At 67.5% G+C, this 17,094-nt stretch carries 18 protein-coding genes; 9 read left to right on the top strand and 9 right to left on the bottom strand.

All coding sequences use genetic code 11. The features are described 5' to 3' along the window. Nucleotides 1–107 precede the first annotated feature (107 nt). The 4 genes from ACIBL3_RS41905 to ACIBL3_RS41890 form a co-directional block, all read right to left on the bottom strand. Nucleotides 108–500 carry a Fur family transcriptional regulator gene (locus tag ACIBL3_RS41905; protein WP_396359574.1) on the bottom strand — a complete coding sequence of 131 codons (393 nt, stop codon included), beginning with the start codon at nucleotides 498–500 and terminating at the stop codon, nucleotides 108–110. 233 nt (nucleotides 501–733) lie between these two features. Continuing rightward, nucleotides 734–1,738: a metal ABC transporter permease gene (locus ACIBL3_RS41900; RefSeq protein WP_396359573.1), complete on the bottom strand. Its 1,005-nt coding sequence runs from the start codon at nucleotides 1,736–1,738 to the stop codon at nucleotides 734–736. After that, entirely contained in the window at nucleotides 1,738–2,505 is a 768-nt protein-coding gene (locus ACIBL3_RS41895; RefSeq protein WP_396359572.1) for a metal ABC transporter ATP-binding protein, read from the bottom strand. The genes ACIBL3_RS41900 and ACIBL3_RS41895 overlap by 1 nt, the downstream gene beginning before the upstream one ends. Then, entirely contained in the window at nucleotides 2,502–3,479 is a 978-nt protein-coding gene (locus ACIBL3_RS41890; protein ID WP_396359571.1) for a metal ABC transporter substrate-binding protein, read from the bottom strand. The genes ACIBL3_RS41895 and ACIBL3_RS41890 overlap by 4 nt, the downstream gene beginning before the upstream one ends. 51 nt (nucleotides 3,480–3,530) lie before the next feature. Here ACIBL3_RS41890 and ACIBL3_RS41885 point away from each other — a divergent pair, with 51 nt between their 5' ends. Continuing rightward, on the top strand, nucleotides 3,531–4,826 hold the full coding sequence (locus ACIBL3_RS41885) for a YibE/F family protein (RefSeq protein WP_396359570.1): 1,296 nt from the start codon (nucleotides 3,531–3,533) through the stop codon (nucleotides 4,824–4,826). Nucleotides 4,827–4,950: 124 nt separating this feature from the next. Then, complete coding sequence (gene eboE, locus ACIBL3_RS41880; RefSeq protein ID WP_396359569.1) at nucleotides 4,951–6,099, top strand: metabolite traffic protein EboE; 1,149 nt, start codon at nucleotides 4,951–4,953, stop codon at nucleotides 6,097–6,099. A 39-nt stretch (nucleotides 6,100–6,138) separates the two neighbouring features. On the opposite strand, the gene ACIBL3_RS41875 is transcribed toward eboE, so the two are convergent. After that, on the bottom strand, nucleotides 6,139–6,447 hold the full coding sequence (locus ACIBL3_RS41875) for a DUF6703 family protein (RefSeq protein ID WP_396359568.1): 309 nt from the start codon (nucleotides 6,445–6,447) through the stop codon (nucleotides 6,139–6,141). Between the two features lie 76 nt (nucleotides 6,448–6,523). On the opposite strand from ACIBL3_RS41875, the gene ACIBL3_RS41870 reads away from it, so the two are divergent. From ACIBL3_RS41870 to dusB, 6 genes are all read left to right on the top strand, one after another. Next, on the top strand, nucleotides 6,524–7,018 hold the full coding sequence (locus tag ACIBL3_RS41870) for a hypothetical protein (RefSeq protein WP_396359567.1): 495 nt from the start codon (nucleotides 6,524–6,526) through the stop codon (nucleotides 7,016–7,018). Next, nucleotides 7,015–7,701, top strand: coding sequence for a hypothetical protein (locus tag ACIBL3_RS41865; RefSeq protein ID WP_396359566.1), 687 nt, complete (start codon nucleotides 7,015–7,017; stop codon nucleotides 7,699–7,701). The genes ACIBL3_RS41870 and ACIBL3_RS41865 overlap by 4 nt, the downstream gene beginning before the upstream one ends. A 123-nt stretch (nucleotides 7,702–7,824) precedes the next feature. Continuing rightward, nucleotides 7,825–8,115 carry an antibiotic biosynthesis monooxygenase family protein gene (locus tag ACIBL3_RS41860; protein ID WP_396359565.1) on the top strand — a complete coding sequence of 97 codons (291 nt, stop codon included), beginning with the start codon at nucleotides 7,825–7,827 and terminating at the stop codon, nucleotides 8,113–8,115. Nucleotides 8,116–8,197: 82 nt separating this feature from the next. Then, on the top strand, nucleotides 8,198–9,583 hold the full coding sequence (locus ACIBL3_RS41855; RefSeq protein WP_396359564.1) for a glycine--tRNA ligase: 1,386 nt from the start codon (nucleotides 8,198–8,200) through the stop codon (nucleotides 9,581–9,583). Nucleotides 9,584–9,585: 2 nt separating this feature from the next. Next, the gene (locus tag ACIBL3_RS41850; RefSeq protein WP_396359563.1) at nucleotides 9,586–10,263 is read left to right on the top strand and encodes a hypothetical protein; all 678 of its coding nucleotides are present in this window, start codon (nucleotides 9,586–9,588) and stop codon (nucleotides 10,261–10,263) included. A 2-nt stretch (nucleotides 10,264–10,265) separates the two neighbouring features. Further along, nucleotides 10,266–11,387, top strand: coding sequence for a tRNA dihydrouridine synthase DusB (dusB, locus tag ACIBL3_RS41845; protein WP_396359562.1), 1,122 nt, complete (start codon nucleotides 10,266–10,268; stop codon nucleotides 11,385–11,387). A 166-nt stretch (nucleotides 11,388–11,553) separates the two neighbouring features. Here dusB and ACIBL3_RS41840 read toward each other — a convergent pair whose 3' ends face one another. Both ACIBL3_RS41840 and ACIBL3_RS41835 read right to left on the bottom strand, forming a co-directional pair. Next, nucleotides 11,554–11,877: a YciI family protein gene (locus ACIBL3_RS41840; RefSeq protein ID WP_396359561.1), complete on the bottom strand. Its 324-nt coding sequence runs from the start codon at nucleotides 11,875–11,877 to the stop codon at nucleotides 11,554–11,556. A gap of 51 nt (nucleotides 11,878–11,928) precedes the next feature. Further along, entirely contained in the window at nucleotides 11,929–12,459 is a 531-nt protein-coding gene (locus ACIBL3_RS41835; RefSeq protein WP_396359560.1) for a dihydrofolate reductase family protein, read from the bottom strand. 280 nt (nucleotides 12,460–12,739) lie between these two features. On the opposite strand from ACIBL3_RS41835, the gene ACIBL3_RS41830 reads away from it, so the two are divergent. Beyond that, nucleotides 12,740–15,184, top strand: a complete 2,445-nt coding sequence (locus ACIBL3_RS41830; protein WP_396359559.1) for a X2-like carbohydrate binding domain-containing protein — start codon at nucleotides 12,740–12,742, stop codon at nucleotides 15,182–15,184. A 61-nt stretch (nucleotides 15,185–15,245) separates the two neighbouring features. On the opposite strand, the gene ACIBL3_RS41825 is transcribed toward ACIBL3_RS41830, so the two are convergent. Beyond that, the gene (locus ACIBL3_RS41825; RefSeq protein WP_396359558.1) at nucleotides 15,246–15,716 is read right to left on the bottom strand and encodes a hypothetical protein; all 471 of its coding nucleotides are present in this window, start codon (nucleotides 15,714–15,716) and stop codon (nucleotides 15,246–15,248) included. Then, nucleotides 15,713–17,092: a DUF4331 domain-containing protein gene (locus ACIBL3_RS41820; RefSeq protein ID WP_396359557.1), complete on the bottom strand. Its 1,380-nt coding sequence runs from the start codon at nucleotides 17,090–17,092 to the stop codon at nucleotides 15,713–15,715. Before ACIBL3_RS41820 ends, ACIBL3_RS41825 begins: the two co-directional genes overlap by 4 nt. Nucleotides 17,093–17,094 lie beyond the last annotated feature (2 nt).

Below are 17,094 nucleotides of genomic sequence, written 5' to 3'. Positions count from 1 at the left end.
CCTCGACACTCCCGATTCTCCTGCCCCAGAAGGCACTTCTACGTTCACCCCGCCGCACGACCCCCTTTCACCCGCGACCGCTCCACGGATTCAGGCTAAGCCACGAGTTAGGCGTTCTGGCATTCCTTGCAGGTGCCGAAGATCTCCAAGGTGTGGCTGATGTCGGCGTACCCGTGCTCGGCCGCGACCTTGTCCGCCCAGCGCTCCACGGCCGGTCCCTCGACCTCGACCGTGCGGCCGCAGTTGCGGCAGACCAGGTGGTGGTGGTGGCCCTTGGAACAGCGCCGGTACGCCGTCTCGCCGTCGGCGGTGCGCAGTACGTCGACCTCGCGGGAGTCGGCGAGCGCCTGCAGGGTGCGGTAGACGGTGGTCAGGCCGACGGCCTCACCCGCGGACCGGAGCTCCTGGTGGATCTCCTGGGCGGTCCGGAAGTCGTCGAGATTGTCGAGCGCGGACGCGACCGCAGCGCGCTGACGGGTCGAGCGTGTTCCGATGGCCACCGTTCCTCCTGTCACTCCGTCACCGTGATTTCCCCGGTAACCCCGCCAATTCTCTCAGAAGTCAACAAGTGAGTGCCCCACGGCGGAGATACTTCGGCGCTTGCGGCGCCCAGGCACGCACCTCGCGGCACTGGAGAAGCATCCACGATGCTCCGCATCGAGGACGCTCCTCCAGCACCCCGATACACGCACCTGGACACCGCAATCACTCGAACTATCTCCACCGTGGGGCACTAGTGCTCATCCCAATGGTCGCCGTGCGCCGCGTGCAGGTGCCCGTCGTGCACGTAGTCCACGTGGTCGCCGTGCTCGACCTTCTTGTGGCCGCACTGCGGGTTGTGCGTGTGTGGGTGCCCAGCGCTCACCACATGCGGCTCCGGCTCGGGAACGCCGATCTCCGGCTCCTCGTCGGTGAGCGGTGCGCTCCGACCCTGCCGCCGCCGGATCAGAGTCCCGACCGTGGCCGCCACTACGAACCCAGCCAGCGCCAGTACGACGATCGTCGCGCCCGGAGCCACGTCCGCGTTGTACGACGTGACAATGCCGGCCAGGCAGGCGAGCACGCCGATCACGCAGGCAGTGACGAACGTACTGCGGAACGACCGGGTGATCTGCTGCGCAGTTGCCACCGGCACCACCATCAGCGCACTGACCAGCAGCAACCCGACTGTCCGCATCGCCACCGTCACCGTGACAGCGGCCATCACAGCGATCAGTAGGTTCAGCAACTGCACCCGGAGCCCGCTGACCCTGGCGAACTCCTCGTCCTGGCACACGGCAAACAACTGCGGTCCTAGACCGATCGCCACGACCAGTACGGCGACAGCCAGCCCGACGACGACGTACAGATCAGTGGGGGACACCGTGGTCAGCGAGCCGAACAGATAGGTGTTCAGCGTGGCTGCGCCCTGTCCAGCAAGGCCTATCAGCAGCACGCCGCCCGCGATACCGCCGTAGAAGAGCAACGCCAGCGCGACATCGCCACTGGCCTTGCCGCGAGCGCGGACGAGCTCGATCGCCGTGGCACCGGCAATGGACACGATGATCGCAGTGAGGACCGGTGCGCTGCCGGTGAGCAGGCCCAGCGCGACACCGGTGATCGCGATGTGGCCGATGCCGTCACCCATCAGCGACAGCCGGCGCTGCACCAGGTAGGTCCCGATCGCGGGGGCGGAGAGCCCGGTCAGCAGCCCGGCGATCAGCGCCCGCTGCATGAACTCAAGCTGGAAGATGGTCATCACGACAGCCACCCGGGTTCGTCGCCACCGTGCGAGTGGTGGACGTGTGCATGCGTCTGCGAGGCGTGCGGCGGTCCGTCGTACACGATCCGTCCGCGGCGCATCACGACGGAACGGTCGATCAGCGCGTCCATCGGGCCGAGGTCGTGGCTGACCATCACCACGGTGGTGCCGCGGGCGACCCGCTCCCGGATCGCGTCGGCGAAGATCTGCTGGCTGGCCAGATCGACACCGGCCGTCGGCTCGTCGAGGATCAGCAGCTCCGGATCGGACACCAGCGCCCGCGCGATCAGCACCCGCTGCTGCTGCCCACCGGACAGCTCGGCGACCGCATCCTTGCGCCGGTCGGCCATGTCCACAACCTGCAACGCCTCATCAATCGCCTGCTTCTGCGCCGCGCGCAGAGGCGTGAACAATCGCCGCTTCGACAGCAGCCCGGACGACACCACCTCATACACAGTTGCCGGTACGCCGCCGGCCGCGGTGATCCGCTGCGGGACGTAGCCGACGCGTCGCCACTCCCGGAAGCGCGGCACCGGAGTACCGAACAGGCGGACCTCACCGCGAGCGGCGGGCAGCAGGCCCACCACGGTCCGGATCAGCGTGGACTTGCCGGAGCCGTTGGTGCCGAGTACGGCGACCACCTCGCCCTGGCGGATCTGGAGATCGACGCCCCGCAACACCAGGCGACCGCCCAGGTCGACCGAGAGATCGGCGACCTGGACGGCCTTGGCAGCGTCTTGCGACGGGTCGTGTGGAGGTGTCACGCGCAGCTGTTCGCCTTCCGGAGCTCCTGGAGGTTCTCCCGCATCAGGGTCAGGTAGGTCTCCTGCGAGTTGGCGTCCGACAGCCCCTCGATCGGGCTCAGTACGGCGGTCTTGACGCCGACGTCCCGGGCGATCGTCTCGGCCACTTTCGGGCTGACCAGCTCCTCGTAGAAGATCGTGGTCACGTGCTGGGCCTTCACGATGTCCTGGACCTCCTTGATCCGGGCCGGGGCCGGCTCCGCGTCCGGGGTGAACCCGGCGATACCGACCATCGTCAGACCGTACCGCTTGGCGAGGTAGGCGAACGCCTGGTGACTCGTCACGAAGGTCTTGAGCTCGCAGTTCGCCAGGCCGGTCTTGAACTCGGAGTCGAGCTTGCCAACGTCGCCGAGCAGCGTCTTGGCGCGGGCCTGGTAGCCCTCGGCGTTGGCGCCGTCGGCCTCGACCAGCTTGTCGGTGACCGCCTGGATCACGCCGGCGTACCGGACCGGGTCCAGCCAGAAGTGCGGGTCCAGGGGCTCGTCGCTGTGCGCGGCCGGCTTGGCGCTGGGGCTGTCCTCTTCGGCGTGCGACTCGCCTTCCTCGTGCTCCTCGAAGTCGGCGCCGGTGTTCTCCAGCTTGGCCGCCGGGGCGATGTCGAACCCGGCGTCCTTCGCGTTCTGCTCGATCGCCTCGTCCACCGCGGGCTGCAGGCCCTTCTCGTAGACGACCAGCTTCGCCTCGGCGATCTCGCCGACCTGCTTGGGGGTGAGCTCCAGATCGTGCGGCTCGACACCGGGTGCGGTCAGCGTCGTCACGTTCACCGCGTCGCCCCCCACTGTGCGGGCGATGAACTCGAGCGGGTAGAACGAAGTGACGACATCGAGCTTGCCGCCACCGGAGCCGGCGGGCGAGTCGCCGCCGCATCCGGCCAGGGTGAGGGCGGCGGCCAGGGCGGTGGCGCCGGCGACGACAGCACGAAGACTAGATCTCATGACAATCATTTTCATTTAATTGGAACTGGTTGTCAAAACAGGGAGTTGACCATGGCCAGCCGTAACGTCGGGCGCAGACGAGCCGACCACAAGGCCAACCGCAGCCGCAGACTCGACATTCCCGCAGGTCATGGGCATGGGCATGGTCACGGGCACGGCGATCACGTGGTCGACACCTCGGTGGTGGATTCGGACGCTGTGGTCGCGCGCCGCGTCCGGATAGTGGTCGCCGCGGTCCTAGTCCCGCTGATCGCGGCCGCCGTGATCGCGATGATCGTGCTGTGGCCCGGCAGTGGTGTGAAGGTCGCGTCGTACCAGACCGAGACGGCCCGTGGCGAGGTCGTGTCGATCAAGGCGTGCGCCGATGCGAAGGACCAGTGTGACGAGGCGACGGTCAAGCTGACCAGCGGCCCGGACAAGGGGCAACTGGCGCCGGTCCAGATCCCGAAGACGGGTCAGGTCGCGATTCCGGTCGAGGTCGGCCAGTCCGTCATGCTCGGTGTCCAGTCCGACGCCAAGACGATCGCCGGGCGCTACGTGTACGTCGACCACGACCGGACCATGCCGCTGCTCCTGTTGGCCGGGCTCTTCGCGATCGCGGTGGTGGCGCTGTCGCGCTGGCGTGGGTTCGCGGCGCTGATCGCGCTCGCGGTCACTGCGGTGATGCTGACCCAGTTCATCCTGCCCGCGATTCTCAGCGGCTCGAACCCGTTGCTGGTCGCGGTGGTCGGGGGCGCGGTCATCATGACGATCGCGGTGTACCTGACGCACGGGATCAACGCGGAGAGTTCGATAGCCCTGTCCGGCACGATCGCTGCGCTGGGGATGACCGTCGGGCTGGGCTGGTTCTTCACCAAGTTCTGCCAGCTCAGCGGGCTGGCGTCCGAGGGGGCGTCGGCTGCCCAGCAGTTGGCGCCGAACATCGATCTGACCGGTCTGCTGGTCGCCGGCATGGTGATCGGTGCGTTGGGGGTGCTCGACGACGTGACGGTCACGCAGGCGGCGGCCGTCTGGGAGTTGTCCGCGGCGAATCCGTCGGCAAGCCGGCGCGAGTTGATCGGCGCCGGGCTCCGGATCGGCCGGACGCACGTCGCCTCGGTGGTCAACACCCTTGTCCTCGCGTACGCCGGTGCCGCGTTGCCGGTGCTGCTCGTCTTCGCCATTCAGGACCTGCCCAGTCGGAGCATCATCTCGACCGAGATGGTGGCGATGGAAGTGGTTCGTGGCCTGGTGGGGAGCCTCGGCATCATTGCCGCCGTACCGCTGACGACCGCTCTGGCGGCAATGGCGGTGGCCGACCGTTCGCGCGACCTGGTCACCACCGAGCCGGAGCACCTCGGCGCCTAAAACCCTTGTCACAAACGGGATCCAAGCCTTCACACCCAGTCGTCGTACTCTTACAGTGCGTATAAAGGTCACGGAAAGTCCGCCTCTGCGTACCTTCCGTGGCCTGACGGGGTGAGGAGGTCGGATGAGGTTCCGGCATCGGGACGGGTCGACCGTCCACCTGGGCTACAGCTCGACCGTGCATCCGGTCGAGGATCTCGACGGAGTGATCGCGGAGCTGGACGGGTGTGCGTCGCTGGTGCGCCAGGAGCTCGGCGTACCGCTGCTCGGAGTCGGGCTGTGGTTCGCGAGCCCGCTGGCCGACCGGCTGGCCAACTCGCCGGCCGCGATCAACAAGCTGCGACGCGCGCTCAAGCGCAACCAACTGGAAGTCGTCACGCTCAACGGGATCGCACACTCGGCTCCTACGGACAAGGTCGTCGGGACCAAGCTGTACTGCCCGGACTGGACCGAGCCGGAGCGACTCCGGTACACCCTCGACCTGGTCGACGTCCTGGCCGTCCTGATGCCGCGGGACGCGTCGTACGGATCGATCTCGACCATCCCGCTCGCGTGGCGGGTGCCGTGGTCGAAGTCGCGCGATGCGGCCGCGCAGAAGGCGTTCGAGCGGCTCGAGTGGCACCTGGAGCGGACCGAGCAGCGCACCGGCCGCAAGATCCGGGTCGCGGTCGAACCCGAGCCGGGCTGCGTGCTGGAGATGATCCCGCAGGCGGCCGGCTGGCTGAGCCGCTATGCGAGCCCGTACGGCGGTGCGTCGCGGGTCGGACTGGGGTTCGACACGTGTCACCTGGCCGTGCAGTTCGAGGAACCGGCCGATGCTTTCGAGACGTTGTGGCGGGCGGGCGTGGACGTCGTGAAGGCGCAGCTCGCGTCGGCTCCGCAGCTCGTGGATCCGTCCGACATGGGTGCCCGGCGGCGGTTGGCCGACCTCGGCGATCCGAAGTACCTGCGTCAGGTGCGTGAGTGGTGCGGGCCTGGCGTCGACGATGTGGATCTGGCGTATCAGTTGTCGGGGCATGCGGCTTGGCGGATGCATGCTCACCTGCCGGCGCACTGTTCGCAGCCGGATCCGCTGAGCAGCACCAACGCCGTACTGGAGGATTGCCTGACCCGGCTGGTCGGTTGTGGTCAGCCGCTAACCCATCACCTCGAGTCCGAGACGTACACATGGACGCGCAAGCCGCGTACCCCTGAAGCCCTGGCGAAGAAGATCGCCCGCGAGCTGTCGTGGTTGCGCGATCGCCTCGTTGGGCTCGGGCTCGCTCAGCTCTAGGCCGACTGGTCAGGTGCTCGGCTGGGCTCAGGCTCTGGCTCAGGCTCCGGCGATGCGGGAGACCGCGAAGAGGAGGATGACCAGGATCGAGAAGATCCGCAGGAAGCGGGCGCCGTTGCCGACGACCGGCCAGGACAGGAAGCCGAGCCAGGACAGCAGCAGGGCGAGCAGGATCAGCGCGGGAACGGCGACAACGACCGGAGCGAAGACTCCGGCCAGCGCCAGCACCAGGGTGATGGCGGGCAGCGTGAGCTTGGGCATCCCGTGCAGCTTGGCCACGTACGGGTAACTGATCTTGGTGATCCGCTGCCGCAGCGGACTCACCGGCTGACTGCTCGACGAACTCATCTCCCCATTGTTCCAGGCCGCCGTACCTGTGGATAACTTCGGACCTGCTCGCGCGGAAACCAATATCTTCTGGGGCATGAACGGTTTGCCCTCCGTAGACGACATCCGCGCCGACCTGCCCGCCGTACTGGCCCGCTTCCGCGCGGGGCGCACGCATGCCTTCAGCTTCGGCGCCGGCGTGCCCGAGGCGGTCCTGCTGACGTACGACGAGTTCGAAGACCTCGGCGGCGAGTCGAAGTTCACGGTCGCCGCAGAGGTCCTCGAGCCGGCCCAGCTTGCCGAACGCCTGCTCGCCGCCGTGGCCGCCGCCCGCACCGACACCCTCGACCCCATCGTCTGGGGCGACGCCGGCGAGCCCGAAGCCGTCCTCCTCTCAACCACCCAATACCGCCACCTCCGAGGCGACGACAACCCCCCACCCGGCACCCCCGACGACCCCACCACCCGCACCTACCCCACCCAACCCCTCCCCACCAGCCGCCCGATGAACGTCGACGAGATCGCCGCGTTGATGGGCCCGGAGGCCGTCCGGGACCTGGAGGAGATTCGCCGTGAAGCCGGCAACTCGTGAGCGGCCGGCCGACCTACGAACTCCTGCTCACTCACAAGTTCGTCGACGATCTGCGCCGGCTGGCGGCTGACGCCCGGCGCGACCCCACCCAGGTGTTCCTGCGACAGCAGGTGCTGCGGCAGATCGAGCAACTCAGCACGGGTGCTACCGACGGGCATCACGCGTTGGGATACGAGCCTGGGAAGGGCGACTTGCGGGACTGCGTGGTCGGTTACGTGCAATCTGATCCCGAGCGAAAAGCCGACTACCGCCTGGTCTTCCGGGAGATCGCGTCAGCTGAGTCCGGCGACCTGCCTCGCCGCGAGTTGCTGGCCGTGAGACCCCGCCACGGCCCCAACAACATCTACGCCCACACCGGCGCCCGCCTGGACCGCCACCCGTCCGACCGCCACCCCGGCCTGAACAGATTCGGCGACCGCCCAGCCAACTCCGGCGGCAGCGAGGCAATCCGCCAAGCAGAACTCGACACGAAACGCGCCATCGCCCACGCCTGGACCGGCCAGCAACCCCTGACCTCCTCCCGCCCCCTGACCCTCGTCAACGCCCCACCACACGCCCTCACCACCCCACCCACTCGCCACCCCTCAACCATCCGCCCCACCTTCCACACCCCACCCGGCCCACGCCCTCCCCGAACCCGACCCGCGCCAACCGGCTGGCCAACCCACACCACCGGCCGCTAACCCACCTGTGCGACAGCTGCCCGGCTGTTCCTGCACTCCGCGGGACTCCTCCATCGGCCGATGCGGCTGTGTTGCACCCACCGGGTGGTTTGGTTGGGGGTGAAGGGTGATTAGGGTGGGCGGGTGTTCGTGGTGATCAGGTTCCGGGTGGTTGAGGGGGAGCAGGCGGAGTTCGCGTCGCGGTTGGAGGCGGCGGTCGACGTACTGCGGAAGCAGAAGGGGTTCGTGGCGGCCCAGACCGGGCGGAATGTCGACGACCCGGAGTTGATCGCGCTCAACCTCGAGTGGGACTCCATCGGGAACTACCGTCGCGCGCTGTCACCGTACGAGGTGAAGCTGACCGCGGTGCCGCTGCTGTCGCAGGCCATCGACGAGCCCACCGCGTACGAGGACCTCGCCGAGTTGCTTCCGTAGCACGGATGCGACGAGGGCCCGGGTGGACCGATAGCCTGGACCCTTCCGTACTGCCAACTGTGTTCGTCACTGGAGTCGAAAAGTGCCCGTGGAAACCGTCGATGCCGTCGTCAGCCTCAGCAAGCGGAGGGGCTTCGTCTACCCGTGCGGCGAGATCTACGGCGGTACCAAGTCGGCCTGGGACTACGGACCGCTGGGCGTCGAGCTGAAGAACAACGTCCGGACCCAGTGGTGGCGGGCGATGGTGACCAGCCGTGACGACGTCGTCGGCCTGGACTCCTCGGTGATCCTGCCGACGAAGGTGTGGGAGGCGTCCGGGCACCTGTCCGAGTTCGTCGACCCGCTGACCGAGTGCCAGTCCTGTCACAAGCGGTTCCGCGACGACCACCTGCGCGAGGACTTCGCCCGGCGTAAGAACAAGGATCCCGAGGACGTCAAGCTCGCGGAGATCGCCTGCCCGAACTGCGGGAACAAGGGCACGTTCACCGAGCCGCGGATGTTCAACGGCCTGCTGAAGACCTACCTCGGCCCGGTCGAGTCCGAGGAAGGCCTGCACTACCTGCGCCCGGAGACCGCGCAGGGCATCTTCGTGAATTTCGCGAACGTGATGGGCACCGCCCGGAAGAAGCCGCCGTTCGGCATCGCCCAGGTCGGCAAGAGCTTCCGCAACGAGATCACCCCGGGCAACTTCATCTTCCGGACCCGCGAGTTCGAGCAGATGGAGATGGAGTTCTTCGTCGCGCCGGGCTCGGACGAGGAGTGGCACGAGTACTGGCTGAAGACCCGCTGGGACTGGTACCTCGACCTCGGCCTGAACCCGGAGAACCTGCGCTACTACGAGCACCCGCAGGAAAAGCTCAGCCACTACTCCAAGCGCACCGTCGACATCGAGTACCGGTTCAACTTCGGCGGCAAGGAGTTCGACGAGCTCGAGGGCATCGCGAACCGGACCGACTTCGACCTGTCGACCCACTCCAAGCACTCCGGCGCCGACCTGTCCTACTTCGACCAGGAGAAGGGCGAGCGCTGGACGCCGTACGTGATCGAGCCCGCGGCCGGCCTGACCCGCAACGTGCTCGCGTTCCTGCTCGACGCGTACACCGAGGACGAGGCGCCGAACGCCAAGGGCGGCGTGGACAAGCGGACCGTGCTGCGGTTCGACCCGCGGCTCGCCCCGGTCAAGGCAGCCGTGCTGCCGCTGTCCCGCAACGCGGACCTGTCGCCGAAGGCCAAGGAGCTCGCGCAGGAGCTGCGGAAGAACTGGAACGTCGACTTCGACGACGCCGGCGCGATCGGCCGCCGCTACCGCCGCCAGGACGAGATCGGGACGCCGTACTGCATCACGGTCGACTTCGACACCCTCGACGACCAGGCAGTGACGATTCGCGAACGCGACTCGATGAAGCAGGAGCGCGTCGCGCTCACCGAGGTCACCGGCTACCTCGCCCAGCACCTGGTCGGTTGCTGACGATGCGGTTCCTGTCGGGTCACAACGTGCGCTTCGGGCTGGCCGTGTTCGGCGTGTCCGCGGTCGCGGTGTTCGGGCTCACCGCTTGCTCGGACGACGAGCCGGCGGCGAGCAACACCCCGGCGCCGTCCGCGCCGGGGAGCTCGAACGCGCCGATCCCGACTGCCTCGACACCGTCGCTGACGCCGCTGCCGACCCCGTCGAAGCCGTGGCCGACGCCGAAGGTCACTGGAGCGCCGGCGAACGACGCCCCGCTGGCTGAGCGGATCGAGTTCGCGATCGCCAAGCAGGCGCAGATCGCGGCCGGCAAGGCCGCTGCCACCACGGTGAAGTGCCCGGGGATCGCGGACGCCGAGCAGCCCGGCAAGCACGAGCTGACCTGCACGGTCACGTACGCCGGGAAGCCGTACACCGGCACGTTGGTCGTCGACGCGAAGACGTACTCCGCGTCGTACAAGTTCACCTCCGAGTCGGTCGCGATCGTCAAGCCGAAGGTCGTGGACGCGGTGCTGCGCAGCGCACCCGGCGCGGCCAAGGTGACCTGCACGATGGATGATGTTGCCGTGGTCAAGCATTCCGGTGAGCCGATCGCGTGTGACGTCACCACGACGGCGAACGCGGTCGCGCCGTACAAGGCCCAGGTCTCCGGCAACGGGCAGGTCCTGGTGGCGAAAGCCTGACCATGCTGAAGCTGGGCAACCTCACGATCGACACGCCCGTGGTGCTGGCGCCGATGGCCGGCATCACGAACGCGGCGTACCGGCGACTCTGCGCCGAGCAGGGCGCCGGGTTGTACGTCTGCGAGATGATCACGTCGCGCGGCATCGTCGAAGGCGACCAGAAGTCGCTGGACATGCTGACGTTCGACGACCGCGAGACGGTCCGGTCGGTCCAGTTGTACGGCGTGGACCCGGTCTACATCGGCCGCGCCGTACAGATCCTGTGCGACCAGTACGGTGTCGCGCACATCGACCTGAACTTCGGCTGCCCGGTCCCGAAGGTGACGCGCAAGGGCGGCGGCGCGGCGCTGCCGTGGAAGCGCAACCTGCTCGGGGCGATCCTGCAGTCGGCTGTGCATGCGGCGACGCCGTACGGCGTGCCCGTCACGATGAAGACGCGGATCGGGATCGACCACGCGCACCAGACGTACCTCGACGCCGGGCGGATCGCGGAGGAGTCCGGGGCTGCGGCGATCGGGCTGCATGGGCGGACGGCGGCGCAGGCGTACTCAGGTCAGGCGGACTGGAGCACGATCGCAGAGCTCGTGCGGCACGTCAGCATCCCGGTGCTCGGCAACGGGGACATCTGGGAGGCGGGCGACGCGCTGCGGATGGTCGCGGAGACGGGCTGCGCCGGCGTGATCGTCGGCCGCGGGTGTCTCGGCCGACCGTGGTTGTTCCGCGATCTCGCGGTTGCCTTCGCTGGTGGTGAGGCGCTGAACCTGCCGACACTCGGCGAGGTCGCGCGCGTGATGCGCCGGCATGGCGAGTTGCTGGCGGACCTGATGGGGGAGCAGCGCGGACTGCGCGACTTCCGCAAGCACGTCCCCTGGTATCTCAAGGGTTTCCCGGCCGGTGGCGAACTCCGCGCAACCCTGGGCATGGTCGAGTCTCTATCCCAACTCGACGACCTACTCGCCCAGTTGGACCCCACCGTCCCCTTCCCAGTCGCCGAACTTGGTGCCCCTCGCGGCCGCCAGGGCAGCCCCCGCGACCACGTCGTCCTACCCCAGGGCTGGCTGGACGACACCGACGGCCTAACCACCGACCTAGCCGAAGCCGAAATAGGCATCTCCGGCGGCTGACAAAGGACACCGCTGCGCGGCGGTTGATCTTTGGCCGCCTGCGGCGGCGCGCCGACTGTGCACGTGAGTGGTCCTGGTCGGCGGATCGAACGGTGGGCGGGAAGGGCGGCGACCGCCCGGGGCTACTTGTCGTGGTGAGCCCGGGTGGTCGTCTCCTCAACGGCGCTCACTGGAAGGGGCGTATCTCGATTTTGCGGTCGCAGACCTTTGAGGCCTCGGTGGCGAGTTTGAGGGCGACGTCCAGGTCGGGGGCCTCCCACACCCAGACGCCGGCGAGGTACTCCTTCGACTCCACGAAGGGTCCGTCGCTGACGACCGGCTGCTCGCCCCGGTTGTCGATGACCGTGGCCGCGGAGGTGTCTGCGAGTCCGCCCGCGAAGACCCAGTAGCCCTCGGCGATGAGTCGTTCGTTGAACTCGCTGATCGCAGGCTGCCGGTCCGTGCTGCCGGGGTTGCTCTTGTCGTCGATTACGGAAACCAGGTACTTCATCTGAGGATCATCTCCTGTGGTGTCAAAACTGTGTGGTAGCGGTCAGGGACTTCAAGCCGCTGCGTACTGCGGGCGCCCGGCCGGCCGGTACACCTGGATCGTCACGCCCTTCGAGTCGACGCGCGACTCGACCAGGTCGAGCGCGAGGTCCGGACCGTTCTGCGGGAACAGCCGCGCGCCCTGGCCGAGAATCACGGGTACGACGAGCAGCGTCATCTCGTCGACCAGGTCGTTCGCCAGCAACCACTGGGTCAAGGCGCCGCTGCCATGTACTTGCAGCTCACCTCCCGGTTTGGCCTTCAGGTCCGCGATGGCGGTCGCGAGGTCGCCGGACAGGACGGTAGTGCCGGACCACTCGGGATCGGTGAGTGTGGTCGATGCGACGTACTTGGGCTGTGCGTTCAACGCCCGCATGACGGGCTCCCAGCCAGGGACGTCCTGTTCGGTCAAGGTCCCCCACGATTCGGCGAACACCTCGTAGGTCCGCCGGCCGAGCAGGAACGCGTCGGCGCGCTGGTAGGTCTGCTTGATGAACGCGTGGGTCTCGTCGTCACCCTTCCCCAAGGCCCATCCGCCGCGCACGAATCCGTTCCTGCGCTCCTCCTCCGACGCGTGGCCAACACCCCTCCCGGACTTCCTGGTGACAAGGGCTGTTGCCGCCGAGTCGTCGATTTCGGTTCTCGGGCGAGCAGATCCGCAACCGCAATCCACAACTCGGCGAACTGACCTGCGCCGCGTGCACGTTGGGGCGGTGGGTTGAAGTAGATGGGGCAGAATCTTGACATGGTTAAGTAAAGGTTCCAATATCCTATCGGATCCGGGTTTCGGATCGAGGGTCAGAACATCAGAGAGGTCACCGCTCATGACCAGATCCGTACGGAACAGGGGACTGCGGCGTGTGCTCGTGGGTCTTGCCGTCGCCGGGTTGCTTCCGGCCGGCTTGACTGCGACGTCGTCCGCCGTACCCGTGCCGCGCGAGACGACCGCCACGGTGAGCGCCACCGGTGGGCCGGCGGGGGAGAAGGCGCTGAAGCCCTACATGGGCTGGAGTAGTTACAGCATGCAGGTGTACTCGGGGAACGGGCAGAGCTGGATCTCCGCGGACCGGCTGAAGGCTCAGTCCGACGCGATGCACGAGAAGCTGCAGCCGTACGGGTACGACTACATCAACATCGACGCCGGCTGGAACGGTGACGTCGACGGGTACGGACGCCCGGTGCCGAGCACCACGCTCTACCCGGACGGTCTGCAGGCCGTGATCGACCACATCCACGGCAACGGCCAGAAGATCGGGCTGTATGGCATCCCCGGCATCAGCAAGTCACTCATCGACGCGAACCTGCCCGTGTACGGCGCCCCGGAGTGCCGGACCGGGGACCTGCCCGTCCAGCCGCTGACGAAGGCGGACTACTGGGGGATCGGGTTCAAGATCGACTTCTCGAAGCCCTGTGCGCAGAAGTACATCGACTCGATCGCCGACCTGTACGGCGCCTGGGGTATCGACTTCCTGAAGTTCGACAGTGTGACGCCGGGCTCCGGGATCAGCGACCTGTCGCTGGACGCCCGTGACGACGTGAAGGCGTGGTCGCAGGCCCTTGCCAAGCACGGCATCTGGCTCGAGCTGTCCTGGGCACTCGACATCAACTACGCCGACTACTGGAAGCAGTACGCGAACGGCTGGCGGATCGACTGGGACGTCGAGTGCTACTGCCCGGGGCAGGCGCTGACCACCTGGCAGAACGTCGCGCGGCTGTTCCCGAAGCTTGCCGACTGGTGGCGGCACGCCGGACCCGGTGGCTGGAACGACCTCGATTCCCTGAACGTCGGCAACGGCCAGATGGACGGTCTGACGCGCGACGAACGCCGTACGGCGGCAACGCTCTGGGCGGTCTCGGCGGCGCCGATGTTCATCGGGAACGACATGACGAACCTCGACTCGTACGGCCTCGAGCTGCTGACGAACCGTGAGGTGATCGCGGTCAACCAGGCCGGGCGTCCGGCGCAGCCGCTGTCGACGAAGACGAACCGGCAGGTCTGGTTCTCGCTCAACGCCGACAACACCTACACCGTTGCCTTGTTCAACCTCGGGCAGACCGACGCGGACATGACGGTGAACTGGGCGGATCTCGGTCTGGACGGCGCCGCGCAGGTGCGGGACCTGTGGGCACACAAGGATCTGGGGCAGTTCGCGTCCGGCTTCACTGCGAAGGATGTTCCGGTTCACGGCGTACGCCTGCTGAAGGTGACACCGCAGAAGAACTCGGGGATCAAGGTCAACGACGACGACCTGCGGGTGACGTACCACGGTGCCTGGCAGCGCAACGCCAACCGCGAGGTGCCGGCGGTGTCCGAGCCGTTGACCGTCGCGATGACCGACTCGTCGGCGAAGTCGTCCGCGACGACCAGTGACATCGGCACCCGGACGATCGAGCTGAACAACGACAACTCGCAGATTGTCTACACCGGCTCGTGGAGCCGGAGCACCGGTCGCGGGCTCGGCGACTATCAGGACGACGTGCAGTACACCGAGACCAACGGCGACTCGTTCTCGTACAGCTTCGTCGGGACCGGCGTCGACTACGTGACCGAGAAGCACAACTCGCAGGGCGACGTCGAGATCTACATCGACGGTCAGCTGAAGGAGACCGTGAGTACCTATCAGGCGGACGGGCGCGGCGCGCAGCAGGTCGTGTACAGCATCTCGGACCTGCCGAACGGAACGCACACGATCCGCGGCGTGAAGAAGTCCGGCCAGTTCATGCTGCTGGACAAGCTGAACGTCCGGCAGCAGAGCCTGCTGAACCCGGACACCGCGACCTTCGACAAGAACGCTCCGGCCGACGTCAGCGTCCAGATCGGACGCGACCCGGGCGAGTTGGCCGGGATCTCGAAGGCGGGTCAGGATCTCGTCAAGGGCACCGACTACACGGTCGACGGGAACGTCGTGACGATCAAGGCGGCGTACCTGGCGACCCAGCCGGTCGGCAGTTCGGCGCTGGACTTCAGGTTCCGTGGTGACTACCGCGACGACGTGCACTTCGCAACGGCGAACGGCGCCGCGGTCGAGTTCGCCTTCCAGGGCAACGGGGTTCAGTGGATCACGGCGCTTGGTCCGGATCAGGGCGAGGCCGACGTCTACCTGGATGGCAAGCTCGTTCAGAGGGTGAACCTGCACAACGATGCGCGGGTCACGGCGCAGCAGGTCTTCACCACCTCGGCGAAGAACGGCGCGCACACCTTGCGGATCGTCAAGGTGTCGGGCGAGGTCCTGCGCAACGACACGATTCGCTACACCATCGCGAAGTAGAACTGGAACAGCGTGCCCGCTGCCGCCAATCTCTCGGCAGCGGGCACGCTGGTTTCGGGGGTTACGGCCAGGTCGCCTCGGTGACCTGGCCGCCGTGGACGTCGACGGTCAGTTGGACCGGGCCGTGTGGGCGGACGTACAGCTCGTAGGTGCCGGCCGGGACTGCGTCGAAGACGGCCGAGTACACGAGCGTTCCGTCCGCTACCGGCCGCGGCACGACCGCCACGTGCGGCAGGTGATTTCCGTGCCCATGCCCGTGTCCATGTCCGTGCCCATGCCCGTGTCCATGTCCGTGCCCATGTCCGTGCCCATGTCCGTGTCCATGTCCGTGCCCATGTCCGGGTCCGTGCCCATGGTCGTGCCCGTTCTCGTGGTGCGTCGTACCTCCTCCGGATGGGCGGAGCTCGATCTCCTCGTCCTCGAGGTCGGCCGGCAGGTCGATGACGAGAGCGCCGTACTCGCCGCCGATGTCCAGCAGCACCGAGGAACCCTGGCCGGCATGGGGATTCTCCACCGCGTTGTTGCCGGTCATGACGCGGCCGGCGTGCCGGGCGTGGACTGGTAGCCGCCCGCGGGGGTGCCGAGGTACGGGAACCGGTCCAGCAGCGGCGGGTTCGTGTTCGACGTACCGTCTTTGATCGCCGAGGCCGCTCCATCGGGTTTGTACGACTTGTCGACCAGCGGGATCGTGAGTCCGGCGACCGCGCGCAGTTCGACCGTGACGACATCGTCGATCAGCCTGCGCCCGTTGGGGAATCCGGCCGCGTCACCGGCCACCAGACCCAGCGGATTCGGCGACGAGGACGGCGGCACGGCCACGTTCAGCCGCAGCAGGTCGGCCTGGACCGGACCGGTGAAGTTCTGGAAGCCGGGGACGACGCCCTTCGGGATGCCGGTCAGCAGGATCGCGGCGAGGTCGGCGCGGTCCTTGTTGTAGGCGGCCAGGTTCGGGAACACGCCGGGGTAGAGCACCGGCAGCAATGCGCCGAGCTCGGGCCTGGCGACGTACTTGGCGAACCGTTTGTCCTCCGACGGCGGCCGGCTGTTCCACCGGTCCTTGTCGGCCATCGGCACGATCACCTCGTTGAACAGCGGGTTGGCCAGGCGCGACACCTGCTTGTAGGGGCCGTGCCACATCCGGGTGCCGCGTTCGCCGTCGATGATCGCGGACTGCCGGCGGCTCGCGCTGGCGTAGATCCCGATGACGGACTTCGCATCGAGTACGTCGGTCGGCCGGCGACCGTCCCGGGTCAGGTCCGTGATCGGGACCTGCAACGCGATGGTGTGCACGTTGGAGCCCTGCAGCCCGTTCACACCTACTGCGGCAGCGGACGGGATGAGGTGCGCCATCTGGAACGGGCGGAGCGTGCCCAGATCGAAGATGCTGCCCAGGTCGGCGTAGAACGCGTCGGCTCGCTGGCCTGCGAACACCTTGCGGTTGCGGCCGATCGTGTGGACCGCCTTGGCGGCCAGTCGGGCGTAGTTCGGCGTGCTGCGGACTCCGACGTTGACCGGCGGAGCGGCCAGGTCGCGGGCGAGGATCCGGGACTTGCCGTTCTCGACCCGGGTGACCGAGTAGAACTGCGGCCGGTTCCAGTTCGAGTCCCGCAGCGAGGTGATCGGGCCGGTGTTGTACAGGAACGTCTTCTTGTTCCGGATCCGGGCGTCGAAGCGGAACTGGTAGCTGATGTCGGCCTTGCCGGTGCCGCGGTTGGAGATGTGGATCTGGTACAGCACGTCGTCGCCGAACTCGTAGAAGTTCGGTCCGCCGTACGGGAGCTGGAACGGGATGAAGTTGGCGATGATCGTCACGGTGTCCGGCTGGTCCGGGCTGACGAACGCGTAGGTGTCGGTGTTGTCGGCGACCGGGTCCTTCGAGATCTCCGGTGCCTCACGATGCGAAGACATGA

The sequence above is a fragment of the Kribbella sp. NPDC050124 genome, from assembly GCF_044460355.1.
Lineage (GTDB): Bacteria > Actinomycetota > Actinomycetes > Propionibacteriales > Kribbellaceae > Kribbella.
This window is presented reverse-complemented; position numbering and strand designations above follow the sequence as displayed.